This window comes from Hyphococcus flavus, assembly GCF_028748065.1.
GTDB classification, from domain to species: domain Bacteria; phylum Pseudomonadota; class Alphaproteobacteria; order Caulobacterales; family Parvularculaceae; genus Hyphococcus; species Hyphococcus flavus.
This window is the reverse complement of the sequence record NZ_CP118166.1, coordinates 1,145,476-1,169,772: the sequence shown is the minus strand read 5'-3', so window position 1 is coordinate 1,169,772 and position 24,297 is coordinate 1,145,476. Positions and strand designations below refer to the sequence as shown.

27 protein-coding genes are annotated in these 24,297 nt (G+C 57.3%); 21 read left to right on the top strand and 6 right to left on the bottom strand.

Annotated elements, in window-relative coordinates; genetic code table 11:
- Positions 1-2: 2 nt before the first annotated feature.
- Positions 3-2,303 (bottom strand): NADP-dependent malic enzyme, encoded by a 2,301-nt coding sequence (locus PUV54_RS05670; RefSeq protein ID WP_274494623.1) that lies wholly within the window; start codon positions 2,301-2,303, stop codon positions 3-5.
- An 81-nt stretch (positions 2,304-2,384) separates the two neighbouring features.
- On the opposite strand from PUV54_RS05670, the gene PUV54_RS05665 reads away from it, so the two are divergent.
- Positions 2,385-2,732, top strand: coding sequence for a DUF488 domain-containing protein (locus PUV54_RS05665; protein ID WP_274494622.1), 348 nt, complete (start codon positions 2,385-2,387; stop codon positions 2,730-2,732).
- A gap of 9 nt (positions 2,733-2,741) precedes the next feature.
- On the opposite strand, the gene PUV54_RS05660 is transcribed toward PUV54_RS05665, so the two are convergent.
- Together PUV54_RS05660 and PUV54_RS05655 are read right to left on the bottom strand one after the other, a co-directional pair.
- Positions 2,742-3,551 (bottom strand): DUF4198 domain-containing protein, encoded by an 810-nt coding sequence (locus PUV54_RS05660; RefSeq protein ID WP_274494621.1) that lies wholly within the window; start codon positions 3,549-3,551, stop codon positions 2,742-2,744.
- Between the two features lie 75 nt (positions 3,552-3,626).
- Complete coding sequence (locus tag PUV54_RS05655; RefSeq protein ID WP_274494620.1) at positions 3,627-5,105, bottom strand: DUF4331 domain-containing protein; 1,479 nt, start codon at positions 5,103-5,105, stop codon at positions 3,627-3,629.
- Between the two features lie 244 nt (positions 5,106-5,349).
- Between PUV54_RS05655 and PUV54_RS05650 the strand changes: the two genes are divergently transcribed.
- The 8 genes from PUV54_RS05650 to PUV54_RS05615 all read left to right on the top strand — a co-directional run bounded on the left by PUV54_RS05650 (position 5,350) and on the right by PUV54_RS05615 (position 10,032).
- Entirely contained in the window at positions 5,350-5,937 is a 588-nt protein-coding gene (locus PUV54_RS05650) for a NifU family protein (protein ID WP_274494619.1), read from the top strand.
- A 24-nt stretch (positions 5,938-5,961) separates the two neighbouring features.
- A complete protein-coding gene (locus PUV54_RS05645; RefSeq protein WP_274494618.1) occupies positions 5,962-6,234 on the top strand; it encodes a GYD domain-containing protein in 273 nt (90 codons plus the stop codon).
- 65 nt (positions 6,235-6,299) lie between these two features.
- Complete coding sequence (locus tag PUV54_RS05640; protein ID WP_274494617.1) at positions 6,300-6,509, top strand: dodecin; 210 nt, start codon at positions 6,300-6,302, stop codon at positions 6,507-6,509.
- A gap of 35 nt (positions 6,510-6,544) precedes the next feature.
- The gene (locus tag PUV54_RS05635; RefSeq protein WP_274494616.1) at positions 6,545-7,138 is read left to right on the top strand and encodes a malonic semialdehyde reductase; all 594 of its coding nucleotides are present in this window, start codon (positions 6,545-6,547) and stop codon (positions 7,136-7,138) included.
- Positions 7,139-7,175: 37 nt separating this feature from the next.
- A complete protein-coding gene (gene tsaB, locus PUV54_RS05630; RefSeq protein ID WP_274494615.1) occupies positions 7,176-7,835 on the top strand; it encodes a tRNA (adenosine(37)-N6)-threonylcarbamoyltransferase complex dimerization subunit type 1 TsaB in 660 nt (219 codons plus the stop codon).
- Entirely contained in the window at positions 7,835-8,281 is a 447-nt protein-coding gene (locus PUV54_RS05625; RefSeq protein WP_274494614.1) for a GNAT family N-acetyltransferase, read from the top strand. The genes tsaB and PUV54_RS05625 overlap by 1 nt, the downstream gene beginning before the upstream one ends.
- A 105-nt stretch (positions 8,282-8,386) precedes the next feature.
- Positions 8,387-8,803 carry a Fur family transcriptional regulator gene (locus PUV54_RS05620; protein ID WP_274494613.1) on the top strand — a complete coding sequence of 139 codons (417 nt, stop codon included), beginning with the start codon at positions 8,387-8,389 and terminating at the stop codon, positions 8,801-8,803.
- A gap of 119 nt (positions 8,804-8,922) precedes the next feature.
- On the top strand, positions 8,923-10,032 hold the full coding sequence (locus PUV54_RS05615) for a ferritin-like domain-containing protein (RefSeq protein WP_274494612.1): 1,110 nt from the start codon (positions 8,923-8,925) through the stop codon (positions 10,030-10,032).
- A gap of 6 nt (positions 10,033-10,038) precedes the next feature.
- Here PUV54_RS05615 and PUV54_RS05610 read toward each other — a convergent pair whose 3' ends face one another.
- Positions 10,039-10,791, bottom strand: a complete 753-nt coding sequence (locus tag PUV54_RS05610) for a DUF1223 domain-containing protein (protein WP_274494611.1) — start codon at positions 10,789-10,791, stop codon at positions 10,039-10,041.
- Between the two features lie 168 nt (positions 10,792-10,959).
- On the opposite strand from PUV54_RS05610, the gene miaB reads away from it, so the two are divergent.
- The 12 genes from miaB to PUV54_RS05550 all read left to right on the top strand — a co-directional run bounded on the left by miaB (position 10,960) and on the right by PUV54_RS05550 (position 22,881).
- Positions 10,960-12,339, top strand: a complete 1,380-nt coding sequence (gene miaB / locus PUV54_RS05605) for a tRNA (N6-isopentenyl adenosine(37)-C2)-methylthiotransferase MiaB (RefSeq protein ID WP_274494610.1) — start codon at positions 10,960-10,962, stop codon at positions 12,337-12,339.
- A complete protein-coding gene (locus PUV54_RS05600; RefSeq protein ID WP_274494609.1) occupies positions 12,336-13,307 on the top strand; it encodes a PhoH family protein in 972 nt (323 codons plus the stop codon). Before miaB ends, PUV54_RS05600 begins: the two co-directional genes overlap by 4 nt.
- Positions 13,304-13,753: an rRNA maturation RNase YbeY gene (ybeY, locus tag PUV54_RS05595; RefSeq protein ID WP_274494608.1), complete on the top strand. Its 450-nt coding sequence runs from the start codon at positions 13,304-13,306 to the stop codon at positions 13,751-13,753. The genes PUV54_RS05600 and ybeY overlap by 4 nt, the downstream gene beginning before the upstream one ends.
- Positions 13,754-13,781: 28 nt before the next feature.
- On the top strand, positions 13,782-14,681 hold the full coding sequence (locus PUV54_RS05590) for a hemolysin family protein (RefSeq protein WP_274494607.1): 900 nt from the start codon (positions 13,782-13,784) through the stop codon (positions 14,679-14,681).
- Positions 14,682-14,690: 9 nt separating this feature from the next.
- Entirely contained in the window at positions 14,691-16,307 is a 1,617-nt protein-coding gene (gene lnt, locus PUV54_RS05585) for an apolipoprotein N-acyltransferase (protein WP_274494606.1), read from the top strand.
- A gap of 90 nt (positions 16,308-16,397) precedes the next feature.
- Entirely contained in the window at positions 16,398-16,835 is a 438-nt protein-coding gene (locus tag PUV54_RS05580; RefSeq protein ID WP_274494605.1) for a helix-turn-helix domain-containing protein, read from the top strand.
- Between the two features lie 107 nt (positions 16,836-16,942).
- A complete protein-coding gene (gene metK / locus PUV54_RS05575; protein ID WP_274494604.1) occupies positions 16,943-18,163 on the top strand; it encodes a methionine adenosyltransferase in 1,221 nt (406 codons plus the stop codon).
- Positions 18,164-18,272: 109 nt separating this feature from the next.
- The gene (locus tag PUV54_RS05570) at positions 18,273-18,779 is read left to right on the top strand and encodes a hypothetical protein (RefSeq protein ID WP_274494603.1); all 507 of its coding nucleotides are present in this window, start codon (positions 18,273-18,275) and stop codon (positions 18,777-18,779) included.
- A gap of 48 nt (positions 18,780-18,827) precedes the next feature.
- Entirely contained in the window at positions 18,828-19,514 is a 687-nt protein-coding gene (gene trmB / locus PUV54_RS05565) for a tRNA (guanosine(46)-N7)-methyltransferase TrmB (RefSeq protein ID WP_274494602.1), read from the top strand.
- Between the two features lie 277 nt (positions 19,515-19,791).
- Positions 19,792-21,072, top strand: coding sequence for a glucuronyl esterase domain-containing protein (locus PUV54_RS05560; protein ID WP_274494600.1), 1,281 nt, complete (start codon positions 19,792-19,794; stop codon positions 21,070-21,072).
- A 67-nt stretch (positions 21,073-21,139) separates the two neighbouring features.
- A complete protein-coding gene (ttcA, locus tag PUV54_RS05555) occupies positions 21,140-22,021 on the top strand; it encodes a tRNA 2-thiocytidine(32) synthetase TtcA (RefSeq protein ID WP_420797942.1) in 882 nt (293 codons plus the stop codon).
- 53 nt (positions 22,022-22,074) lie between these two features.
- On the top strand, positions 22,075-22,881 hold the full coding sequence (locus PUV54_RS05550; protein ID WP_274494598.1) for a 2OG-Fe(II) oxygenase: 807 nt from the start codon (positions 22,075-22,077) through the stop codon (positions 22,879-22,881).
- 4 nt (positions 22,882-22,885) lie between these two features.
- On the opposite strand, the gene PUV54_RS05545 is transcribed toward PUV54_RS05550, so the two are convergent.
- Complete coding sequence (locus tag PUV54_RS05545; RefSeq protein ID WP_274494597.1) at positions 22,886-23,383, bottom strand: DUF2937 family protein; 498 nt, start codon at positions 23,381-23,383, stop codon at positions 22,886-22,888.
- A gap of 84 nt (positions 23,384-23,467) precedes the next feature.
- Positions 23,468-24,223, bottom strand: a complete 756-nt coding sequence (locus PUV54_RS05540; protein ID WP_274494596.1) for a hypothetical protein — start codon at positions 24,221-24,223, stop codon at positions 23,468-23,470.
- Positions 24,224-24,297 lie beyond the last annotated feature (74 nt).

Here is a 24,297-nt window from a genome sequence, read left to right as displayed (position 1 = left end):
CGCTAGGCGGTTTTTTCCGCCCAGCTTCGGTGCTCGGTATCAAGTTCATAAGCGGCCATGGCGGCGAGGGTGACAATGTCCGTCACGCCGGCGCCGACCTGAGCGATCTGCACAGGACGCTCAAGGCCGATCAGAACCGGTCCAAGCACCAGCGCGCCGCCGATCTCGCCAAGCAGTTTCGTTGATACGGCGGCGGAGTGGACGCCTGGCGTGATGAGCACATTGGCCTCTCCTTTGAGGCGCGAGAATGGGTAAACTTGGCGAAGATCTTCGTTCAGCGCCATGCGCGGGGTCATCTCGCCCTCATATTCGAAATCGATATCGCGGCGCTTGTCGAGCAGTTCGACCGCGTCCGCCACGCGGCGTGAATGCGCCGTGTCCGGATTGCCGAAATTCGAATAGGAAACGAAAGCAACCTTCGGCGGGAAGCCGAGATGCCGCACGGCGTGTGCGACCTGAACGGCGATCTCTGCAAGCTCTTCCGAGTTGGGCAGCTCCGTTACGTTCGTGTCGGCGACAAAGAGCGTGCGTGTTTTGGTGAGAATGATCGAGACGCCGATCATGCGCTCGCCCGGGCGCGGGTCGAGGGCGAGCTGCACGTTCGACAACGCAACGTCATAATGGCGCGTGATGCCGGTAACCATGCCGTCGGCGTGGCCGTGTGCCAGCATACAGGCGGCGTAGACGTTCCTGTCCGTATTCACCAGACGTACGGCGTCGCGATAAAGATAGCCTTTTCGTTGCAATCGCTTGTACAGGTAATCCGTATAAAGATCGCTATGTTTCGAGGTGCGCGAGTGATAGGTCTCAAACTCGTGATTGACCGGCAGTCCGGCGTCAGCGAGGGCGTTTTTGATATAGTCGTCGCGACCGATAAGGATCGGCGTGCCCAGTCCTTCCTGCTGGAAAGCATAGGCCGCGCGCACTACCGCTTCTTCCTCGCCCTCGGCAAACACGATGCGTTTCGGCGTCTCGCAGCCTCGTAATGATGAATAGATGCGCTGCAGGAATGACGCTGACGGATCGAGCCGCGCAGCGAGGTTCTGTTTATAAGCGCCTAAATCCTCAATCGGCTTGCGTGCGACGCCCGTTTCGACCGCCGCCTTGGCGACGGCGGGCGGGATTTCAGAGATAAGGCGCGGATCGAATGGTGTCGGAATGATATAACCGGGTCCGTAGCGCAAACGCTTGCCGTAAGCGGCGGCGACTTCATCGGGCACATCTTCGCGCGCGAGTTTCGCCAGCGCATCAGCGCAGGCGATCTTCATTTCCTCGTTGATTGTACGTGCGCGGGCGTCAAGCGCGCCACGGAAGATATAGGGAAAGCCGAGTACGTTGTTGACCTGGTTCGGATAGTCAGACCGTCCGGTGGCGATAATGGCGTCGTCGCGAACCTCCTGAATTTCTTCCGGCAGGATTTCCGGGGTCGGGTTCGCCATGACGAAGATGATCGGGTTCTTCGCCATGGACTTAATCATGTCTTTTGAAATGGCGCCGGCGACAGAAAGACCGATGCACACATCCGCGCCATCCATGGCCTCGGCCAGGCTGCGCTTGTCTGTCGGAACAGCATGAGCGGAGCGCCACTGGTCCATTCTGTCGGTGCGGCCTTCAAATAAAACGCCCTTGGAATCGCAGACAAGCGCGTTTTCGTGCGGCAAACCCATGGCTTTAATCAGACCAATAACCGAGAGCGCAGATGAACCAGCGCCAGAGACAGCGACTTTGACGTCCTTGATCGACTTGCCGGTAATATCGAGCGCGTTGATCAGGCCGGCGGCGGCGATGATCGCCGTGCCGTGCTGGTCGTCATGAAAGACGGGAATGTCCATCTCTTCCTTTAGGCGCTGCTCGATAATGAAGCTGTCCGGGGCGGCAATGTCTTCCAGGTTGATGCCGCCGAATGCGGGCCCAAGATATTTGACGGCGTTGATGAAGGCTTCAGGGTCTTTGGTGTCGACTTCGATATCCACGGAGTCGATATCGGCGAAGCGCTTGAAGAGAACAGACTTCCCTTCCATCACCGGTTTTGAGGCGAGCGCGCCGAGATCGCCCATACCCAAAATCGCTGTCCCGTTAGAGATTACAGCAACCATGTTGCCTTTCGAGGTATAGTCATAGGCGCTGTCGGGGTTATCGGCGATCGCCTGAACCGGTACGGCGACGCCCGGCGAATAGGCGAGCGAGAGATCGCGCTGCGTCGCCATTGGCTTGGTGGGCGTGATTTCGAGCTTGCCCGGCTTGCCGCGGCTGTGAAAATCGAGCGCTTCCTGATCGGTGAATTTTTTTGAGTTTTCGTCCATGACCGTCTCTTTTCGGCGTATTCTTAGCGCTTACGCGGTTGTCTGGCGCGAGGCAAGGAAACTGACGAAAGACGGGCCAGTATGAAGATAAAACTGAAGCGCGCTTATGAAGCGCCCGTGAGGGAGGACGGCAAGCGTATCCTCGTCGAGCGCCTCTGGCCGCGCGGGGTGACGAAGGGTGAGGCGGCTCTAGACGACTGGTTCAAGGAGATCGCGCCGAGCCCCCAGCTTCGCAAATGGTACGGCCACGAGCCGGCAAGATGGCCGGAATTCCAGAAGCGCTATCGCGCGGAGCTTGAAGCGAACAAGGATGAAGTCGCCCGTTTGCACTCAATTTGCAAAAACGGAACGGTGACATTCGTCTACGCGGCAAAAGACGAAGAGCGAAACAGCGCGGCGGTCCTCAAGGCGTTTCTGGAGAGTATTTAGTCATGACTGTCAGTCATAGCTGAATGTCAGGCTGGAAAACACGGTTTCATAGTCGGCCTTTTCATCATCGACAGGCTGCGACCAGACGACGTTGAGTTTCCACGCGCCCTGCTTTGGAAAGGCGAACGCCGCGTGCCCCTGACTGTCGGTTTTGCGCTTTTTCTCCGGAAACATATCTACACGGATGTTTTCAAGAGAAACCAGAGCGCCGGGAAGCGGCTCGCCCAAGTAAAGTATTTCGACGCTCAGCGGCGCATCGTCAGCCAGCGTCAGCGGGTTCTCAAGAGGGCGAATTTCCAGCCTGTGGCCGAGCGTTTTGGTCAGATGTTCGCCATCGTCGACTGCGCCCTTGCTGATTATGGTTTTCGCGGCGCGGGAATAATATTCGCGCCCGGTCTCCGCTTCGCCGGCGGTTGCGCGCCGGTGGTCCTGAACCGCCGTCAGCCCTTCTTCCTCGAGATACGAATTGAACTTCTCCGCATAGAGTTCGATGTAGGCGTTATTGGATTCGAACCCGATAAGGATTGCGCTGTCCTGAGCCATTGCAACGCGCGCTCCGCCGCCCTCGCGGCCCATCGTTACCGTAGAGACATCCTTGGTCTCCGCTGCTGAAACTTGCTGCAGCGAGACAATACGGTTTTGCTGGAGGTTCCAATGACCGCGATCGCCCGCATGCCCGACCATGAAGTCCACGTGAACGCTCTTATGGGATCCCGCAACAAACTGTTCTGGCTCGAGCCAGAAGTCGTGCGCCGCAGCGCTCGCAGACAGCCCCAGGGCGGCGATGCTTAAAACGGAAAGTGCGATGCGAGATGTCATGATAATAAACCCTTTTGTTTCGTGAATGAAAAAACGATCCGGATGAACCTTCGTTCATCCGGACCGGCGGTGGGCTTATTCGCCGGAGCTTGCGTCGCCTGAACTGCGCAGCGTGTACGCGCGGCCGTTCAGGGGCGTTGCTGCATAGGGAAACACCTGATTATAGGTGATGTCGTTCTCGCTGACGCGGTCGGCTTCAACGCCTGAAAAATCAGGGCCGGGGCCGGCAAGGCCGAGCGCGATAATGGCGATGTCGATGACATCGTCGCCGAAACGGCGCCCGTTCGGCCATCCGCCGGGGATCAGTCCGCCATTGCCGAACGGGTCCTGAAACTGGCTTTGGAGAACATCGCCGCCGAATACGCCGAGCCTGTTAAAGCTTTCACCGCCCGCAAGGCGCGCCGGCCCCGTCGTCAGGTCGACCTTGATCATGTCAGGAATGAAAATCGAGCGAAGAAGACCCGGGATCAGTTCCGATCCGCCTAGCAGCGCTAGGAGTTCCGGGTTATCCACAGCATCGCCATATTGTGCGTCATCTTCGGGAAGTCCTTCATTATACTGATCTTTCTGGCTGAGCGGCAAAAGCGCTTCTACGAAAAGCGGGTTGCCCTGACGTCCGGCCTGATCGTAGGGCCCGCGTGCGCGGTTAAAGCGCGACCGGGCGGTGGTGGCGTAAACGCCGGCAATCTGCGCCGGGCGGCTCGTTTCATTGACGCCGCGGCCCTCGATAATGTTGAGCGCATCGAGTGGAATATTGAAGACAATCGTGTGGACGTTATAGCCGCCCTGACTGTCGAATGGCTTCGAAGGCGTTCCGGTGTTGGCGCCAAAGCTGAAGTCGAGATCGAAAATCGACTGGATGTCCGCGTAAAAGCCGTCATCGCGCTGGCCGGCGAAAGCGACATACCCGCCCTTAAGCTCGGCGACGGCGGAGGCTGTGTAAGGGTCGAGTGCGCCGTTGCTGGCGACGCCTTCTTTCGCTGGCATGTCGCCGTCATCGTTTTGATTATAAAATCGCGTGAGCAGGCCCTGATTGTTCACCGGCACGATAAGCCCGTCGCGCAGGCCGTCGCCGATAACTTCGTCACGGCGCGTGCGGTGGTCTTCCATAGTGATGGCGTAAGTCTGGCGCAGGTTCTGGTTCGCCGGAAACGCGCCGTCGCCGGCGGGGTCGATTGGTCCCAAAAACGCCTGCCTGATGGTGCGGTCATTGGCGTAGGCCGTCGAAAAATCGAAATGATAGCTGATGGATGGCTCGCCCTCGGCGATGGCGTCCTCAAGCGAGACATGAATGCTGTAGCGAACCCGTTCGTCGAACTGGTAGTTGTTAGGCCCGACGCCCGGCTCCTGAAACGGATAGACCGCCAGCGCCGTTGTCAGATATTGCCGTCCTTGCGCGTCCTGGCTGATAAACGCGTAGACGTCTGTCGTGTTCGCCGCATCATCAAGGGTGATTCTTGGCGCGTCCATGTGGCTGGAAGCAAAGACCGGTGATGCGGCCATGGCGGCTAGCCCGCCAATGAGAAAACTGTTGAGCGCCCTTCTATTATTCATTTGCACGATTTCTCCCTAATTGATTGCCCTGACGCGAAATGGCTAACGCGGTCGGACGCGGCGCCAATCGCGGCCGACCTTTTTCAGTTACGCGGCGAGTGGGATTAAAGTTCCGGGCGGCGCTGGAATTTTGAAAAATAAAGCATCACATGAGCGTGACGCGGCGTAATGCAGGAGATAAACGCGGCGTTGCGCATCTTTGTGCTAATGATTAGGTACATATGCACGTTGTTAGGATCCACACATGTTTATCCAGACCGAAGACACGCCAAATCCGCAATCAATGAAGTTCGTTCCCGGCCAGCCGGTACTGGGCGAGGGTGCGCTGGGCATCGACTTTCCGACCATGGAATCGGCCGCCGCCTCGCCACTGGCGCAGACATTGTTCGAAACCGATGGCGTCATGGGCGTTTATCTCGGCGCTGATTTCATCACGGTGACCAAGGCGGAGGCTGTCGAATGGATGCATATCAAACCGGCGTTGCTCGGCGCCATCGCGGATTTCCTCACCGCCGGCCTGCCCGTGGTGACGGAAGGGATGGAAACCGGATCAGGCAAGCCGGCAACGCCGCTTGAAGATTACGAAGGCGAAGACCGCGAGGTGGTCGAGCAGATCATCGAGCTGATCGAAACGCGCGTCCGTCCGGCGGTGGCGGCTGACGGCGGCGATATCGTCTTCAAACATTTCGAGCCGAAAACCGGCGTCGTTTTCCTCGCCATGCAGGGCGCGTGCGCCGGCTGCCCATCATCGACCATGACCCTGAAATCCGGCATCGAAAACATGCTTAAGCACTATGTGCCGGAAGTCGCCAGTGTCGAAGCGGTGATGTAGCCTTCCTTCAATAAGGAGGCGTTCATGAAATATGTCATCATCGGCAAGATCGGTCCGCGTTGGGGTGACGATCCCGCACGCCGTGTCGACCAGGTGCACAAGAAGCTCGACGCCTTAAAGGTGAAACTGGAGACAGTTTATTACACCCAAGGGGCCTATGACTTTATGGAGGTCGTCGAGGCAGAGCCCGAAGCGATGCTCGCGCTTTCGCTTTGGTACAAAACCAAGGGCTATGGCGAGCTTACCTCCATGCCGGCGTTTTCCATGGAGGAAGTCACGAACGCTTTGACGACATGAATTTTGAGCGAAACTTCAGGGCGTCTTGCGTGTTCCTAAGTCAAGCAATCAAATGGAGAGAATTCATGTCAGATAATGTTTATGCGATTTCTAAGGTCGTCGGCACGTCGAAAAAATCTATTGAAGATGCAATTCAAAACGCAATTGCGACGGCGTCAAAGTCGCTTCAGAACCTTGACTGGTTTGAAGTAAAGGAAACGCGCGGCCTGATCGATCAGGACAAAGTCGCTTACTATCAGGTCGCTCTTGAGCTTGGCTTTCGATACGAAAAATAGCAGAAACGGGCGCATCACAGAACAACGGAGTTCCCATGTCCGACAAGATGATCAACGACCAGGCCCTCGACATCATTTTTCGGGAGGCGCGCACCCACAACGGTTGGGAAGAGCGTAAAGTCACGACGACGCTGATGCAGGCCGTTTACGATCTGATGAAATGGGGAGCGACATCGGCGAACTGTTCGCCCGCGCGATTCATCTTTGTGACCTCGGACGAGGGCAAGGCGCGGCTGAAACCGCATCTGGCGGCTGGCAATGCCGAAAAAACCATGAAAGCGCCCTGCTGCGTCATCATCGGTCACGACATGGCGTTTTATGAAAAACTGCCGCAGCTTTTTCCGCATACGGATGCAAAAAGCTGGTTTGTCGGCAATGACGAGCTGATTGAAACGACTGCGTTCCGAAACGGAACTTTGCAGGGCGCCTATTTCATGATCGCCGCGCGTGCGCTCGGGCTTGATTGCGGGCCTATGTCCGGGTTCGATAATGCAGGCATCGACGAAGAGTTTTTCAAGGGCACGTCTGTCAAATCGAATTTTATCTGCAATATCGGTTATGGAACGGACGAAAACCTCTTTCCTCGAAGCCCGCGCTTGTCGTTCGATGAGGCCTGCCAGATCGTCTAGGCGTTGCTAATCCTCCCGGAAAAGCTATGAACGCCCCATGCTGGTCATGGGTCTTGATACTGCGTTGCAGCGCTGCTCCGTCGCTATTCTGAGCAATGGCGCCGTTCTGGCGGATGTTTCCAGTGCAATGGAGCGCGGACATGCCGAACATCTGGCGCCCATGGCGGCCAATGCCTTGCGCCAAGCAGGCGCGCGCGTGCGCGATCTGGGCCGGGTCGGCGTTGTCGTTGGACCCGGCGGGTTTACCGGCGTGCGTGTGGGGCTTTCTTTTGTCAGAGGGCTCGGCGTCGGTACGGGGATCGAAATTGTGGGGGTAACGTCGCTTGCGGCGCTTGCCGCGAATATTGCTCCTGATACTGATTTAATTGCGCCGGTGATCGATGCAAGGCGCGGGCAAGTTTACGCAGCCGTCTACGATACTTGTGGCTCGGTCATCGTTCCGCCTTTTGTCGCGGCTCCTGCAGACGCCAAGAAGAAAATCGATGCGGTTAAGGAGGCGCGCATGGTGACGTTTGCCGGCTCTGGCGCGCCGCTGATTGATCCGTCGCTTTCCGGCGAAGCTGAAATTGACGCTAAAGCTGTCGCCCGTCTCGCCGCCGCGGCGTCAGCGCCGTCCGCACCGCCGGCGCCGCTTTACCTTCGCGCGCCGGATGCAAAGCCAGGCAGGCCGAGCGTTTTCCAACCGGTGTCCTCGTAATGTCGAATTGGCGGGTCTGGCGCGCGAGCATCGAAGACCAAGAGACGCTGGTTCAATTGGAACGTCACGCATTCGGCGCGCGCAGTTGGGGCGCAGACGCCGTGAAAGCAAGTTTTGACGCCGCTGGCGTGTCGGTTCTGTTTGGCGGGCGTGCGGACGACATCCCTTCCGGCTTTGTCATGTGGCGCGACCTTGGCGAAGAAGCGGAATTGTTGACCATCGGCGTTTCGCCCGCCTCGCGTGGCGCAGGGCTGGGTGCGGCGATGCTGCAATCCGTGTTGGCGGCGGCGCGAAAGGGCGGCGCGCACAAGATTTATCTCGAAGTGGACCGGCAAAATCCGGCCGCTCTGCGGCTCTATCAAAAAGCCGGGTTTGCAAATGTCGGTCAGAGAAAGGCGTATTACCGTGATGGCGGCGACGCGTCGGTCATGGCCTGCGGATTGTAATCATTCTCAAATTTTCGCATCTGAGTTGCGCGAAAGCCCAAGCGCGACGATAAAGGCGCAGCGCGATCGCATGCTTGGCGAAATCGCGATGAAGGAGACTGAATTATGGATCGGCTAGAAAAACTCTGTGTTGAAAAAGGCATGCGCATGACAGAGCAGCGCCGGGTTATCGCGCGGGTTCTTTCTGTCGCCGACGACCATCCTGATGTTGAAGAAATTCATCGCCGGGCGAGCGATATCGATGACAAGATCTCTATCGCCACCGTTTACCGGACCATGCGTCTTTTTGAGGAAGCCGGCGTTGTCGAGCGCCACGATTTTCAGGACGGCCGGGCGCGTTATGAAGAGGCGACAGAAAGCCATCACGACCACCTGATCGATCTCAAATCTGGCGAGGTGATTGAATTCGTCAATGAAGAAATCGAGGCGCTGCAAAAGAAGATCGCCGAGGAGCATGGCTACAAGCTGGTGGATCACCGGCTGGAGCTCTACGGCGTGCCGCTAAAAAAGGCTGACGGTTAGCATCCGCTTAACCGAATCGTTCAAATTGCATCCGATTTTATTGACTTTTTTAAAGTAAACTGACTAGTGTACTTCCCGCATAACAGGCGCGGGCAGCGCCTATTTTGAGGGAGAATTCCATGACGTCCCTTCGCGAGCTTTACCCGATCCCCGATATCGATCCGTGCTGGACCGTTCCCCAGAATTTCGAAGCATCCTTCGACTGGGAATATGACGATGGCCGCAAGCAGATGATGCACCTTTATCAAAAGGGCAAGGATATGCAGTGGGATGCGCTTGACCGCATCGACTGGTCTTTGGAGCTTGATCCGGAAAACCCCATGGAACTGCCCGACGAGTTGAGCGGGATTTATCACACGCCGGTCTGGGCGAAGTTCAACGACAAAGAGAAGGCCGAGTTTCGCCAGCACATGCAATCATGGACCATGTCGCAATTCATGCAAGGCGAGCAGGCCGCGCTGATTTGTGCGGCGAAGATCGTCCAGCAGGTTCCGGATCTCGATGCGAAATTTTACGCTTCGACGCAAGTGATGGACGAAGCCCGCCACGTTGAGGCGTACAAGAAATATCTCGGCGTCATGGGCGTCGCTTACCCCATGACCAAACCGCTGCAGACCCTGGTCGATCAGGCGCTCAGGGATTCCCGCTGGGATATGACGTATCTTGCCATGCAGGTGGTGATCGAAGGGCTGGCGCTAGCCGCCTTCGGCAATATTCGCGACATTTCAAAGAACCAGCTTTCACAACAGGTAAATGCGTATGTGATGGAAGATGAATCCCGTCACGTCGCCTTCGGGCGTTTGACCTTGAAGGAATATTATCCGCAACTCACTCAGAAAGAGCGCGATGAGCGCGAGGAGTTTCTGGTCGAGGCCTGCTACCACATGCGCGATCGTTTCGAAGCGCGTGAGCTGTATGAGCATCTTGACCTTCCGGTCGATGAAGTGGTGGAAGCCCAGAAACACTCGGAATTTCAGCGGCATTTCCGCACCATGCTGTTCCAGCGCATCGTGCCGATTGTGCGTGATATCGGTCTGTGGTCTGACAAAATACAGGCCGCTTACGCGGAAATGGGCGTCATCGGATACGCGGATACGGACTACAACGAACTTTCCGCCAATGATGAAAAGCGCGCAGAAGAATTTGACGAGATCAACAAACAAAAACGTCAGGACTATGTGGAGGAGGTCGCCGCGCTCGGCGCTTCCGGCATCGCTGCTGCGGAATAAGCCGTCTTAGTTGATTGTTGTGTTTGTTGATGGGCAATAGGCGGCGGCGGTAATCTTTTGCTGCTTTGCTTCCTGAACGATGAGGGCGCAACCTTCACCCTCGACCGGCGGCGGCGCTGTAATCGTGCCGCCATGCCGCAAGACTACCCCGAGCGGACGCACATTCGTCACGACATTGACCTCTTCAAAAACGCGCCCGGCGTTTTCGCCGCGGGGTATGGCTGTTGAGACTCTTGGCATGAAAGAGATGAGATACGCGTTGCCGCCGCGTTCACTCTGGCCGATGGTGAAGGAGAGCGCATCTTCATCCCAGCCGGCATCGATAAGGGCGGGCGCGTTCTGCGCTGAGACGTCGTCAATCAGGTCCTGCAGCTTTTCTTTTGAAGACCCCACCGTTTCCCACGCCCCATTGACGATTGCTTGCGGCGTGTAAATAGAGCTTCGGCTGCGCAGGCGCATGTTATATTTCTTTTGCCGGATCGTGTAGGCCTTGTCCGAATAGATGTCCGCCCAGCGACCGTCCTTGGTCATCAGCGTATCCCAATAATCCACGTGCCAGCTCAGTGCGATGACATCGTCGCGGTCGGCTATCTCCGTCAGGAATTTTGCCGCCGGCGTGCAGGAGCTGCATGCCTGTGACAGGAACATTTCGACGACGACAGGAGCAGTTTTTTCTGCAGGCCTGTCTTGCGCCGCCGCCGGCGCGGCGATGCAGGCAAAACCCGCTGCAATTGAAAATCGTAGACCAATACCTGTCATACGGCACCTTTCGAGCCAAACTCTACGCGCTCTCGCCTCGCGCGCAAAATTTGCGCTATCGTGAGTATGGGCGCAAACCAAGGTTTCTCACAAGCGCGAGAGCGACAATGATTGCATCCCAGGCGTTGCCCGCCTACATAGCGGCGTTCCTGATTTAGACCGGTGAAAATGACCGATACGCGGCAAAAACAAGGTAAATCCTTATTCATTCGCACCTATGGGTGTCAGATGAACGTCTACGATTCTGAGCGTATGGCGGGGCTGTTAAAGCCGCTCGGTTATTCCCTTGCAGACGCGCCGGACGGCGCGGATTTGGTGATATTGAATACCTGTCACATCCGCGAAAAGGCCGCTGAAAAAGTCTATTCAGAACTCGGACGATTAAAAAAACTCAAAGCAGACAAGGCGCGTCAGGGCGAGGCGATGAAAATCGCGGTAGCCGGTTGTGTCGCGCAGGCCGAGGGGCCGGAAATTACCGCTCGCGCGGGCTATGTGGATATGGTTGTCGGGCCGCAAGCCTATCACCGCCTTCCTGAATTGCTGGCGCGGGCCGCGCGCGATGACGGCGATATTCTCGAAACCGATTTTGCGGTGGATGAAAAATTCGATCGTCTTGCTGAACGCGAAGCCGAAGGGCCGACAGCGTTTCTCACCATTCAGGAAGGTTGCGACAAGTTCTGTACTTTTTGCGTGGTGCCTTACACGCGCGGCGCTGAGGTTTCGCGCAATGTGGATGCGATTGTCGCCGAAGCGCGCGCATTGGCGGCGCAGGGCGTTCGCGAAATCACGCTACTTGGTCAAAACGTCAATGCATGGGCTTCGCCGCCGCCGGCAGGGGAGGCTGGCGACGCTTGGGGGCTTGGCGAATTATGCCGGCACCTTGCAAAGATCGACGGGATAGAGCGTATCCGGTTTACGACATCGCATCCGCGCGACATGGACGACGGGTTGATTGCGGCTCTTGGCGAAGAAGAAAAGTTGATGCCTTATCTGCACCTCCCGGTGCAGGCGGGATCCGACAGAGTTCTGAAGAGCATGAACCGGGGTCATACGGCTGAGCATTATATCGGCCTGATCGAGAAAATTAGATCAGCACGGCCGGATATCGCCATCTCGGGCGACTTTATCGTTGGTTTTCCTGGCGAAACGGCCTCCGATTTTGAAGAGACTTTGGCCCTCGTTGAGGCGGTCGATTATTCCTCGGCGTATTCCTTTAAGTATTCGCGCCGGCCGGGCACGCCCGGGGCAGCGATGCCGAAACAGGTGGCGGAACCGGAAAAAGACGAGCGCCTGGCGCGGCTTCAAGCGCTTTTGGAACGTCAGCGTCAGTCCTTTAACGAGGCCCAGATCGGCAAAACGCTGCCGGTTCTCTTTGAAAAAACGGGCCGGCACGAAGGGCAGATGGTGGGCCGCTCGCCATATTTGCAAAGCGTTCATGTCTCCGCGTCACAATCCATGCTAGGCTCCATTGCGCCGGTGAAGATCGAGGGGATAACCCCGAATGCGCTTGCCGGCGTGCTGGTCAAAGACAATGAGGCGGCCGCTTGAGCGAACAAAAAACCGCGGGCGAAATCGAACGCATCGACTTTGACGACAATCGTCTTGTCGCGGCGTTGTCAGGCGAACATGACGCCCACCTTTCCATTCTTGAAGATGCTCTTGGGGTTCGTATCGATCCGCGCGGCAACCGTTTCGCGGTCAGCGGCGCCGCGTCGGCGCGCATGCGGGCGGTGGCGGCGTTGTCGGCGCTTTATGTCCGGCTGCAAAAAGGCGAACATGTCGGCGCCGGTGAAGTGCGTGCTGCAGCGAAGTTGAGCGAGGCGCCGGAAAAAGTGCAATCTGTAACGCCTTCCGTAAAAACGCCGAAGCGGTTGATCTCGGCGCGCACGCCCAACCAGGCGGCTTATTTTCGCGCGCTCGACAGTCACGACCTCACATTCGGCGTCGGTCCTGCGGGCACCGGCAAAACCTATCTCGCCGTGGCGCATGCAGTGGGCATGCTTTTATCGGGCCAGGTTGAGCGTATCATTCTTTCCCGCCCCGCGCTGGAAGCTGGTGAGCGTATCGGGTTCCTGCCGGGTGAAATGCGTGAAAAGCTCGACCCCTACATGCGCCCGCTCTATGATGCGCTCCATGATATGATGCATACGGACTATGTGGAGCGGCGCATTGCGGCGGGGGATATCGAAATCGCGCCGATCGCCTTTATGCGCGGGCGGACGCTGGCGCGTTCTGCGGTTATTCTTGACGAGGCGCAAAACGCGACCCCGGCGCAGATGAAAATGTTTCTAACGCGTCTCGGCGAGGGGGCGCATATGGCGATTACCGGCGATCCTTCACAGACAGACCTGCCCGCAGGGGAACCGTCTGGCCTGTCCGACGCGCTCGGCGTGTTGACCGGTGTTGATGGCGTCGCTGAGGTGCGTTTTCAGGCGAGTGATGTGGTCCGGCATCCGTTGGTCTCTCGTATCATCGCGGCTTATGACAAACGTGAAGAGCGCAACGTCCGGCCATGATTGAGGTCATTTTCGAGGATGAAGGCTGGCGCGAAGCAATGCCGGACGCTGATAGACTTGCGAAAAGTTGCCAGCATGCCGCCGCCAGGTTCGAGCCTCTCGTCGCCCGGGAAACAGCGCTTTTGTTATGCAGCGACGCTACTATCATTGACCTGAACGCACGGTTCCGGAATAGGGACAAGGCAACGAATGTCCTGTCGTTTCCCTCTGGCCTGGAGGACGGGTTTTTGGGCGATATCGCCGTTGCGCGGGAAACCTGCCTAGCGGAAGCGGCGGAAAAGAACATTGCATTGCGCGACCACGCGGCCCATCTCATTATTCATGCTATGCTGCATCTTGCCGGCTATGATCATGAGCGTGATGCAGATGCGACGGTGATGGAAAACCGGGAGGCTGAGATTCTGACGCTTATGGGCGTCGCCGACCCGTACGCCGAAAAAACATGACGCAGAAATTGAAGTAGATATTGGGGACATGACCAGCGAAGAAACAGGAGAGGGCGACAACAGCCGTGAAACACTTGTGGCGCGCTTGCGCGCCATGATCGGCAAGCCCGCTACGCGGCCGGATGACCTGGCGGCGGCCATTGAAAATGGCGATGACAATGCAACGCTGACGCTGGACAAGGCGCGCCGGGAAATGATTGAGCGCGTCGTCGCGTTCGACGAGAAAAAAGTTTTCGACGTCATGGCGCCGCGCGCTGACATTTCCGCCGTCGATATCGACACCCCGATGCAGGAGCTGATCCGAATTTTTTCAGAGGCCGGCCACTCGCGTCTGCCGATTTATCGTGGCGATCTCGATGATCCGGTGGGCATGGTTCACATCAAGGACGTGATCGGGCTGATTGCCGATGATGCGAAGCCGCTGCCAACCGAGGGGCCGATCCTGAAATCCCTGCGCCGGGACGTGCTTTACGTGCCGCCCTCCATGCGCGTGACCGATCTTTTGTTACGCATGCAGGCCTCGCGCATTCATATGGCGCTGGTGATTGACGAATATGGCGGCACTGACGGCCTCGTCACGATCGAGGATCTGGTTGAGGAGATTGTCGGCGAGATTAACGACGAGCATGATGACGACGAAACGCTGGTCATCGCGCCGCATTCTTCCGGCGGGTGGGAAGTTGACGCGCGCGTTGAGCTTGCTGACTTTGAAGCGGAAACCGGGCTTCATCTTGATACGGAAGATGAAGAGATCGATACGATTGGCGGGTACGCGGTTTCGCTTGCGGGGCGAGTGCCGCAACGGGGTGAAGTGCTGATCGCGCCGAACGGTTTTGATATTGAAGTGACCGAAGGCGATGCGCGCAAGGTGCGCAAGTTGCGTCTTCGGCCCTCAGCTAAGCACGGCGCCAGCAAGGCAGCGGAGTAAGTTCAGCTCATGAGCTTTTGGGAAAAGCCGCTTGGCCGCTTTGGCCGATGGATGGAAAGCGGCGGCGGTTTTGTGCGCGGTCTTTCCGGGTGGCGGCGCTGGTGTTGCGCTTTTCTCGCCGGTATCGGCACGGCCCTCGCCATGGCCCCGGTCTATGTCTTGCCATTGCTGGCGCTCGGTTTCACGACGCTCGTCCTACTCATTGACGCCGCCGCCACTCACCCCCGACCGCGGCGCAGCGCGTTCGTCGCTGGTTGGTTTTTCGGCTTCGGCTATTTCCTGGCTGGCGTTTACTGGATGGCGTTTTCTTTTTTCGTCCAGGCCGATCAGTTCGCCTGGATGGCGCCCTTCGCCGTCACAGGGATGCCCGCGTTTCTGGCGCTTTTTCCGGCTCTGGCGGCGCTTGTTTGCATGGCCTTCTGGCGTCCCGGCTGGTCACGAATCCTGCTCTTTGCTGTTGTTTGGGCAGTGCTGGAATATGTTCGCGGCCATATTCTGACGGGCTTGCCGTGGAATTTAGCTGGACAGGCGCTGGCGGGAACGGCGGTCGGCGCGCAGACGGCAGCCTGGTACGGGGCCTACGGATTAAGTCTGGTTGCAGTTTTGCTCGCCGCCGCTCCTTCGGCGGGACTTGGCCAACAGAGCAAACGACCGTGGTTCGGCGCCCCAGTGATGTTCGCTGGCGTAGCGCTGGTTTTAGTTACCGGTTTTGTTCGCCTCACTTTACCCGAGCCACAAGGCGACGGCACAAACCTCGTCAGGATTGTGCAACCCAATATTCCGCAACGGGAAAAAATCGATTCTGACTATTGGGTGCGCAATTTCGAGCGCCAGCTCGAGCATTCTATTGGCGCCATTCCGCCTGACGCCAACCTCTATATCATCTGGCCGGAAAACGGCGCGCCTCTGTTAAGCGAAGCGCAAAGAGCGCTGGCCATGCTGTCGCAGCAACTTCCGGACCGGTCATTGCTGATTGCTGGCGCTGTGCGGCGTGAAATGAACGCTGATGAAGAGATGGACTACTTCAATTCCATCGCCATCGTTGAGCAAACACCGCAAGGCCGCGCGGTGATAGATCATTATGACAAGCATCACCTCGTGCCGTTTGGTGAATATCTTCCGTTCTACGATTTGTTGAACGCCATCGGTCTCGCGCAGCTCACGCCCTATGGAGATTCAGGCTTCGCCTTCGGATCGGGCCCGCGCGTGATTGAGCGCCACGGGACCCGATTTGCGCCGATGATTTGTTATGAGGCGATCTTTCCGGGCGCCTCCTATCCTAAGGGCGACCGTCCCGACTGGTTGGTTACAGTGACTAATGACGCCTGGTTCGGCGACACATCCGGTCCGCGCCAGCATCTCGACATGGCGCGCCTTCGCTCAATCGAAGCCGGCCTGCCCATGGCGCGCTCGGCCAATACGGGGATTTCCGCCCTTATCGACGGAAAAGGACGGGTCCTTGCCCGCATCAAGTTGTACAAGGCTGGAAAAATCGATGCACCGCTGCCGCCGCCGCTGCCGCCAACCCTTTATTCGCGTACCGGAGACTGGGTTTTCTGGATTTTGTGCGTCGCACTTATGGCCGCTGTTTTCGGCGCTGATCGTAAAACGCGTTCAGCGGACTGATATGCAACCTTTGCGCTATCATCCTGTTTCTTTATAAAGACAGGTCTTGGGACTGAATAAGGGCCAGAAAGGCTCTGCTGTGTGGGAAGCATGACGAAGCAGAAAGCGGCGTCAAAAAAAGACAATCCGCATCCGGTGGACATTCACGTAGGATCGAGGGTCAAGCTGCGGCGCATGGTGATGGGCGTCAGTCAGGACACGCTCGGCAAAGCCATGGGGCTGACTTTTCAGCAAATTCAAAAATACGAAAAAGGCGTCAACAGGATCAGCGCCAGCAAAATATATGAGCTTTCTCATCAGCTTGAGGTGCCGATCCAGTATTTTTTCGAAGACTACGCGGACGGCCCCGGCTACACCTACGGTTTTGCGGAAGGCGAGGCGGGCGATCCATTCATGCAACTGGTGCAGTCGCCTGAAGGCATCCAGTTGTGCCGCTGCTTTGCAAGCATCAAGGACCCGGAAGTCAAAAAGAAAGTTCTCGACTTGGTCAAATCAATTGCAGAGTCGGAAAATGATGACGCCTCATAGATCGTGACTGCGCTTTTCATAAAGGCGTTGGACAGACGCTGACAGCTTCGTTATAGGCGGTCATATAAACATTTGCTTATATCCTTTCATTGAGGTCAAATCGTTCCATGGCGCGTCAGTCCTATCTTTTTACCAGCGAAAGCGTTTCTGAAGGTCATCCGGACAAGGTCTGTGATCGTATTTCCGACGAGATCGTCGATCTTATGTATCGGGAAGCTCAAGCCGCGGGAATGAATCCGTGGGACGTGCGCACGGCCTGTGAAACCCTGACGACGACAAACAAAGTTGTCATCGCCGGCGAGGTCCGCGCGCCGGAAAACCTCATGGACGGGGCGGGCGGCGTAAACCCGGATAAGTTCGTTTCCGTAGCGCGGGATGCGATCAAGGATATCGGCTACGAACAGGACGGTTTTCACTGGCAGACGGCGGATATCGACGTTCTTCTGCATGGTCAGTCGGCCGATATCGCCCAAGGCGTTGATAAAGCGTCTGACGCCAACGCCGAAGGGGCGGGGGACCAGGGCATCATGTTCGGCTACGCCTGCCGTGAAACCCCAAGCCTGATGCCGGCGCCGATCTATTACAGCCACAAGATTCTGCAGGACCTGGCTTCCGCGCGCCACGCCAAGGCCGGCGACGCCGCCTTGCTGGGGCCCGATGCTAAAAGTCAGGTAACGGTGCGCTATCGCAATGCCGAAGCTGTTGAGATCACCTCGATTGTTCTGTCCACGCAGCATCTCGATGCGGGCTGGGACTCAGCCAAGGTGCGCGAGGTGGTGGAGCCCTATATTCGCCAGTCCGTTACTGAGCTCGCCATCGCCGAGGATTGCGTCTGGCACGTCAATCCGACCGGCAAGTTTGTTATTGGCGGGCCTGACGGCGACGCGGGACTGACAGGGCGCAAAATCATCGTTGATACTTATGGCGGCGCGGCGCCTCATGGCGGCGGCGCGTTCTCGGGCAAGGATACGACCAAGGTTGACCGTTCGGCGGCTTACGCGGCGCGGTACCTTGCGAAAAACGTTGTTGCGGCGGAGCTTGCCGATCGCTGCACGATCCAGCTTTCCTATGCGATCGGCGTTGCTTCGCCGTTGTCGGTCTATGTGGACCTGCATGACACCGGCAAAGTGCAGGAAGAGGCGGTGGAAATGGCGATCCGCGAGGTTATGGACCTTTCGCCCTCGGGCATTCGCCGTACGCTCGATCTCAACAAGCCGATCTATGCGCGCACGGCGGCATACGGCCATTTCGGGCGCGACCCTGACGCTGACGGCGGCTTTTCCTGGGAGAAAACCGATCTTGTCGACGCGCTGAAAAACGCGGTTTAAAGCCAGCCTGCTTCTGCAAAATCGGATATAGTGCGCTGCATCCGTCTGAACGGTCGAATTTCGCACTGGTGAAACGTCATCAGTACAGACGGGCTTAAGGAGCGTTCTCATGTTTCGAATTCTTTTTGCAATCTGTGCTTTCTGGTCATTGGCGTTGAGCGCTGCGGCCGAGGAAAATACGGTTTCCTTGTTGAAACAGTTAGAAGGCGTGTGGGTCTCAGACGGAGATGCATTCGGCGGACCTGCAAAGACCACCATGCAGTGGAGCAAGGCGCTGGACGGCAAATTCATGCGTCTAGAATACAAGATAGACATGCGGCCGGGTACGCAGAACGCGTCGGTTTTCGCAGGTACAGCTTATTATCAACGATCGCCGGATGATCCGGTCCGCGCTTTCTGGGCCGACACGCAAGGCTCTCTGCACCCAATAGCTGCGACCCGCGAAGACAATGCGCTTATCGCGCATTGGGGCAGAGAAGATGCAGGCGAACAGGGGCGCTCGCGCTATGAGCTTTTGTCATCGGGTGAGGTGCGAGTGACTGACTGGGTCAAAACTGACGATGGCTGGCGGCAGTTCAACCAGAATACGTTCATAAGGGTGGAAACCGCCGAATAGAGACGTCTTCTTGAGCCTGCCGCGCTGGTCGGATATGCCCGCACACGCATGACCGACACGAAATACATTCCCCGTCTCTACGGACGCCAGCAAGACAAGCCGTTAAAGCCGCGACAGGCGCGGCTGATGGAAAGTTTGCTGCCGCGCATTGCGATGCCTGATCCGGAAGCGGGCGCATTAGACCTTTCGGCGCTTTTTCCGCAGGCGGAGGAAATCCAGCTTGAGGTGGGCTTTGGCGGCGGCGAACATCTTGCCTGGCAGGCGGCGCACAACCCAGAGGCAGGCTTTATAGGCGCGGAACCGTTCGTCAATGGCGTCGGAAAACTCCTCAGCGCTGTTGACGATGCGAAGCTTGGGAATGTCCGTATTCATTTTGGTGACGCGCGGCCTTTGATCGAGGCGCTTCCCGGCGCGTCTCTTTCACGGATTTACGTGCTTCATCCCGATCCATGGCCGAAAAAACGCCACCACAAGCGGCGCATGGTCAGTCCGTGGTTTTTTGAAGAAGCAGCAAGGCTTATCAAGCCGGGCGGGGAGCTTCGCATAGCGTCTGATATTCGCGATTATATCCGCTGGACGCTCATGCACGCACGCAATGCAGAAGGGTTTGAATGGACAGCTGAATGCGCATCCGATTGGAAAATCCGACCTGATGACTGGCCGCAGACCCGATATGAAGCCAAGTCCATACGCGAGGGACGCAAGCCCTGTTATCTGCAATTCAGGCGGCTTTAATCACTAAACCAGGTTTGCGAGAGCCGCGCTGGAAACTAAAAAAGTGTCATTGCCGGACTTGTTCCGGCAATCCAGTCCTTACTTCGAATGATTTCTGGATCACCGGGACAAGCCCGGTGATGACAACAGTGATATCTGGTTTTTCGGGCCGGCTCCGCTGAGCCTATGTGACTTCACACAGACGGCGTGTTGAAAGTTCGCCGCAAATAGCGCGCGCCTTACGGGTTTTTGACTTGGCAAGATTTGGAACGCTCGCCATGTTTCGCGGATGCGTTTTGTGAGATTAAAGAATACCGCCGCCGCGTTTGCCGGCGTTTTGCTTCTTTCCAGCTGCGCGAAGTTGACCCTCGCCTGGACTGACCTCGAGCCCGACGGTCCGCCAGCGAGGCCTCAGGTGCTTGACGCTTTTGCGGGAACAAGTGCTGTCGGAGAGGTCGCCGACTGGGAACAGGTCCGCGCGCCCTTGTTCAGAGAGGCGCTGCAGCGTGAAGTGTTCGGCGTGATGCCGGACGCGTCATCCACACAAATTTTGGACCACAAAATTTTAAATTCCGTCGCATTTAACGGCAAAGGCGTTCTTGAGGAGTATCGTCTTGCGGCCAGGGTGACATTCAATGGTGTTGAAGTCGAAACAGTCGGTGCGGATACCGACGAAGGTTTTGTCATGAACCTGGCGCTTCCCATAAACGCGGATGGACCGGTCCCCGTGATATTGATGCAGACTTTTTGTCCGCGCTGGAACACGCTTCCTGACGCGTCCGTTGCTGGCGCGCCTGAAAAAATCGACACGGGCGGCAACATTGGCACCTATATCTTCGGACGCTTCATTTGCACGCCGCCGGTGGAGGAAATCCTTGATGCAGGTTACGCAATCGCAACGATATTCCCCAGTGAAATTGTCCCGGACAGTAAAAAACGCGGACTGGAGCAGCTTCGCCGCCTGTCCGCAGGGTATGAAGATGACGAAACCCGTTGGGGCGCCATCGGCGCGTGGGCCTGGCTCTATTCGCGTATGATTGACGTGCTTGAGGATGATCCGCGGCTTGATCAATCGGCTACAGTGACGTGGGGGCATTCCCGGTACGGAAAGTCCGCACTTGTGGCTGCTGCATTTGATGACCGTATCGACGGCGTGATTTCACATCAGTCTGGTACGGGCGGCGCATCTCTCAATCGCCGCAAAAAAGGCGAAAGCGTCAAATCGATCACTAACAGCTATCCGCATTGGTTCGCGCAAAGTTACGCGGGCTTTGCCGGGCGGGAAGAAGAAATGACGATCGATCAGCATCACTTGCTGGCGTTGATTGCCCCGCGCCCGGTGATGCTCGGCAACGCCCGGCGCGACGTCTGGTCAGATCCCAACGGCGCCTTTCGGGCCGCCGCCGGCGCTGATCCGGTTTACGATCTTTATGGCGCAAAGGGGCTTGAGCAGGCGCGGCTCGATGAATGGAAACCGGGCGCCGCGCTCGCGTTCTGGATACGGCCCGGCACGCATGGCGTCGTCAAGGAAGACTGGCCGGCCTTTCTTGAGTTTCTGGACGCGCATTTCGGTAAGTAGACAGATTTGACCGTGACAGGCGTGTTGCGACATGCTTGAAGCGCATGCAGTTTTACGGACGGCGCAGATGGCTGACGGCCCTGTCATTGAAAATTCTGGCGATGCTGCGGGCGTGCTTCCGCGCATCTATAGTCACGCGCCGTCGTCTGTGTCGTTCAAAAAATTGCGCAAACGGCTGCTGCGCCAGACGCAGGAGGCGATTGCGCGCTACGGCATGGACAAGCCGCGCGCTGACGGCGTCCCGCAAAATTGGCTTGTTTGTTTGTCCGGCGGCAAGGACAGTTACACGCTGCTCGCCGCGCTGATGGATCTCAAATGGCAGGGCGCGCTGAAGGCCGAACTGATCGCCTGCAATCTTGATCAGGGTCAGCCCGGTTTTCCGAAACATATTCTGCCGGACTATCTGAATAACCTCGGAGTCGAGCACCGGATTGTCACCGAGGACACCTATTCCATCGTCACGGACAAAGTGCCGGAGAACAAGACCTATTGTTCATTATGTTCGCGCCTGCGCCGTGGCATTCTCTACCGTGTGGCGCGTGAGGAAAAGTGCGACGCCATCGTGCTTGGCCATCATCGCGATGACGCGCTTGAAACCTTCATGATGAATCTCTTTCACGGCGGTCGGCTCGCATCGATGCCGCCGAAGCTGGTGAATGACGAAGGCGATTTGTTCGTTCTGCGCCCGCTCATCTTGTGCGCTGAAGACGACATCGAGAAATTTTCAACCGCGCTGAAATTCCCGATCATCCCCTGCAATCTTTGTGGCAGTCAGGAAGGGTTGCAGCGCGAAGCGATGAAACAAATGCTCAATGACTGGGAGCAAAAGCGCCCCGGCCGGCGGGAAGTGATGTTTCGCGCGCTACAGAATGTCCGTTCCAGTCATCTGGCGGATGAGAGAATTTGGGATTTTGAAAATCTCGTCTCCAAAGCGGGTGATGCGCAATAGCATGTACCTTGCTGAACGCGGGTTTAGTTTTTCGATTGGTGAAGGGTGCGATGATGGTGAACGGCTTGGAAGCGGATATTGAACGCCTCGATGCTTTTGCGGCTCAAAACCGCGATGCTTATGACGCCGGCGACCCTTTTCCGCATATCGCCATCGAAGATTTTGTTCACCCCGAGGTGATTGAGGGCGTTCTCAAGGAAGTTGAGGCGGGTGACGAAACCGGCTGGTCGCAAATGGACGACCGGTTTCAGAAAAAGCACGCCTGTAATTCTACGCGCGCCATGGGGCCAAAAACCCGCGCGCTTATTCAATTTCTGAACGGTCAGGAAGTTATCATGTTCCTGGAGAAGCTGACCGGCATTGAAGGGCTTGTGCCAGACCCTTTTCTCGCTGGCGGCGGTTTGCACCAGTTACGCGACGGCGGATTTCTTGGCGTTCATGCAGACTTCAATTTTCAAAAGCACATGCGGCTCGACCGGCGCATCAACCTTCTTCTTTATCTCAACAAGGGTTGGGAAGAGGATTGGGGCGGCAATCTCGAGCTTTGGGATACGGACATGAAGCATTGCGTAAAGCGCTATGCGCCGTCGTTTAACAGGTGCGTCATTTTCAATACGACGGACAAAAGCTTTCACGGGAACCCGCAACCAGTGAAAACGCCGGACGGGCGCGTTCGCCGTTCGATTGCGATGTACTATTACACTAACGGGCGGCCGGACGGCGAAGTTTCCGGCGCGCATATGACGCTGTTTCAGTATCGTCCGGGAGAAGGGAGCGCAGCCGATCGCGGCAAGCGCTTATTGAAACGTTTCGTGCCGCCGATCATTACAGACTGGCTGGACGATCGGCGGAACCGCTAAATCTTTACGCGTATCGCCGCCCGCCGCCAAACATGGCGCCAAGCAAGCCGAACAGGAACGATCCGCCGCCCCACAAAAGCGCGAAGCCGCCGCCTGCGTAAATAAGACCATCGGTGGTCACCGGCACGGCCGGCTTGAATTCTCCGCGCACGGATTCTGCAACATCAGGAATAAAACTGCGCGCCAGCACAAGCGGACGAACCGTTTCTGTGGACGCGTCGAGTTGTTCTTTATGCGCCACTAGAAGTTCGTAACGCTGAACAGCAGTTACGTACGTCTTGCACAAAGCGTCGAGCAAGCCGGCTGCTGTGCGGCATTCGCTCATGGCCTGATCGCGAGTGTATCCATATTGCGCGATATTGCCGTCGAATTCCTCAACGATCGGTCGTAGCTCGTCGATACGACCTTCAAGGTTTTGCATATATTGCAGCGTGAAGCCCGGCCCTTGCGAGCCCAGAACTGCGCCGGCGACCCCTAACAGAAATGCAAGCAAACGACCCACGACGCGTCCCCTCTGACTGCGATTACCCCAACACGATGGATTTTGACCCATTGGGCCCCCAAAATCCATAGTAAATGAAGGGGATTATCGCTTGCGACGGCTCGCAGCGAAAAGGCCCGCAAGGCCCGTCAATAGCAGCGGTAATGCGCCTGGAATGGGGGTTACGACGGTTTCCGGCGGTTGTGTCGGGTCCAGGGGCGTGACTTGCAAGCCAGGGATAATATTACCCGGCAGGCCGCCAGGCGCATTCGGGCCACCTGCCAAACCTCCAAACCCGCCAGATCCCAAGCCGGGCGATCCAAAGTTCGTTGACATCGTGTGTCCGCCATAATCCGGGCCGCCGATTGGCGCGCCGCTGACGCCCGGCGCAAGCGCAAGACTTAACGGCGAACCTCCGCCGCCCGTTGAGTCGCGCCCATTACTGACTGAACCGCCGGCCAGCGTATTGATGACGGCGTCATCGAGCGCTGTTCGATGGCGCCTGACTGGCGCCGCGGTGGATGCGTGTTGCTGGTTGCGTGGGCCATGTTGGGCGGCAACGCCGCCGCGGCCTGCGCCTTCGGTTTGCGGATGACAGATGATTTCCCAGACGGCGCGCCGTTCCGTATCCGGGTCGGTTTCACCGCCGCAGCCAGCGCCGGCCCGGCGCGCGCGGTAAAGGGCGGCGTATTGCGCCCGCAGGTCCGGATCATTTTGGGACAGGAGGGCGATGTGATCGGATTTGGTCTGTCCTTCGGCTTTACCGGCAAAGAACGCGACGGGCACGGCAACAGCCGTGATCAGCAGGAAATAAACGATTAATGCTATAATTCCGCGTTTTTTGAGGCGTGCAACCGTCATCCTAGCGTGCTCCTTCCACCGGGATGGATTCAAGAAACGCGCCGAAACCCTCGTGTTTCGGACTTTTCACCGAT

Excerpts from the sequence above, each read along its gene's own strand:
- PUV54_RS05670 (WP_274494623.1), bottom strand. The coding sequence starts at position 2,303 with ATGGACGAAAACTCAAAAAAATTCACCGATCAGGAAGCGCTCGATTTT.
- PUV54_RS05665 (WP_274494622.1), top strand. The coding sequence starts at position 2,385 with ATGAAGATAAAACTGAAGCGCGCTTATGAAGCGCCCGTGAGGGAGGAC.
- PUV54_RS05660 (WP_274494621.1), bottom strand. The coding sequence starts at position 3,551 with ATGACATCTCGCATCGCACTTTCCGTTTTAAGCATCGCCGCCCTGGGG.
- PUV54_RS05655 (WP_274494620.1), bottom strand. The coding sequence starts at position 5,105 with ATGAATAATAGAAGGGCGCTCAACAGTTTTCTCATTGGCGGGCTAGCC.
- PUV54_RS05650 (WP_274494619.1), top strand. The coding sequence starts at position 5,350 with ATGTTTATCCAGACCGAAGACACGCCAAATCCGCAATCAATGAAGTTC.
- PUV54_RS05645 (WP_274494618.1), top strand. The coding sequence starts at position 5,962 with ATGAAATATGTCATCATCGGCAAGATCGGTCCGCGTTGGGGTGACGAT.
- PUV54_RS05640 (WP_274494617.1), top strand. The coding sequence starts at position 6,300 with ATGTCAGATAATGTTTATGCGATTTCTAAGGTCGTCGGCACGTCGAAA.
- PUV54_RS05635 (WP_274494616.1), top strand. The coding sequence starts at position 6,545 with ATGTCCGACAAGATGATCAACGACCAGGCCCTCGACATCATTTTTCGG.
- tsaB (WP_274494615.1), top strand. The coding sequence starts at position 7,176 with ATGCTGGTCATGGGTCTTGATACTGCGTTGCAGCGCTGCTCCGTCGCT.
- PUV54_RS05625 (WP_274494614.1), top strand. The coding sequence starts at position 7,835 with ATGTCGAATTGGCGGGTCTGGCGCGCGAGCATCGAAGACCAAGAGACG.
- PUV54_RS05620 (WP_274494613.1), top strand. The coding sequence starts at position 8,387 with ATGGATCGGCTAGAAAAACTCTGTGTTGAAAAAGGCATGCGCATGACA.
- PUV54_RS05615 (WP_274494612.1), top strand. The coding sequence starts at position 8,923 with ATGACGTCCCTTCGCGAGCTTTACCCGATCCCCGATATCGATCCGTGC.
- PUV54_RS05610 (WP_274494611.1), bottom strand. The coding sequence starts at position 10,791 with ATGACAGGTATTGGTCTACGATTTTCAATTGCAGCGGGTTTTGCCTGC.
- miaB (WP_274494610.1), top strand. The coding sequence starts at position 10,960 with ATGACCGATACGCGGCAAAAACAAGGTAAATCCTTATTCATTCGCACC.
- ybeY (WP_274494608.1), top strand. The coding sequence starts at position 13,304 with ATGATTGAGGTCATTTTCGAGGATGAAGGCTGGCGCGAAGCAATGCCG.
- PUV54_RS05590 (WP_274494607.1), top strand. The coding sequence starts at position 13,782 with ATGACCAGCGAAGAAACAGGAGAGGGCGACAACAGCCGTGAAACACTT.
- lnt (WP_274494606.1), top strand. The coding sequence starts at position 14,691 with ATGAGCTTTTGGGAAAAGCCGCTTGGCCGCTTTGGCCGATGGATGGAA.
- PUV54_RS05580 (WP_274494605.1), top strand. The coding sequence starts at position 16,398 with ATGACGAAGCAGAAAGCGGCGTCAAAAAAAGACAATCCGCATCCGGTG.
- metK (WP_274494604.1), top strand. The coding sequence starts at position 16,943 with ATGGCGCGTCAGTCCTATCTTTTTACCAGCGAAAGCGTTTCTGAAGGT.
- PUV54_RS05570 (WP_274494603.1), top strand. The coding sequence starts at position 18,273 with ATGTTTCGAATTCTTTTTGCAATCTGTGCTTTCTGGTCATTGGCGTTG.
- trmB (WP_274494602.1), top strand. The coding sequence starts at position 18,828 with ATGACCGACACGAAATACATTCCCCGTCTCTACGGACGCCAGCAAGAC.
- ttcA (WP_420797942.1), top strand. The coding sequence starts at position 21,140 with ATGGCTGACGGCCCTGTCATTGAAAATTCTGGCGATGCTGCGGGCGTG.
- PUV54_RS05550 (WP_274494598.1), top strand. The coding sequence starts at position 22,075 with ATGGTGAACGGCTTGGAAGCGGATATTGAACGCCTCGATGCTTTTGCG.
- PUV54_RS05540 (WP_274494596.1), bottom strand. The coding sequence starts at position 24,223 with ATGACGGTTGCACGCCTCAAAAAACGCGGAATTATAGCATTAATCGTT.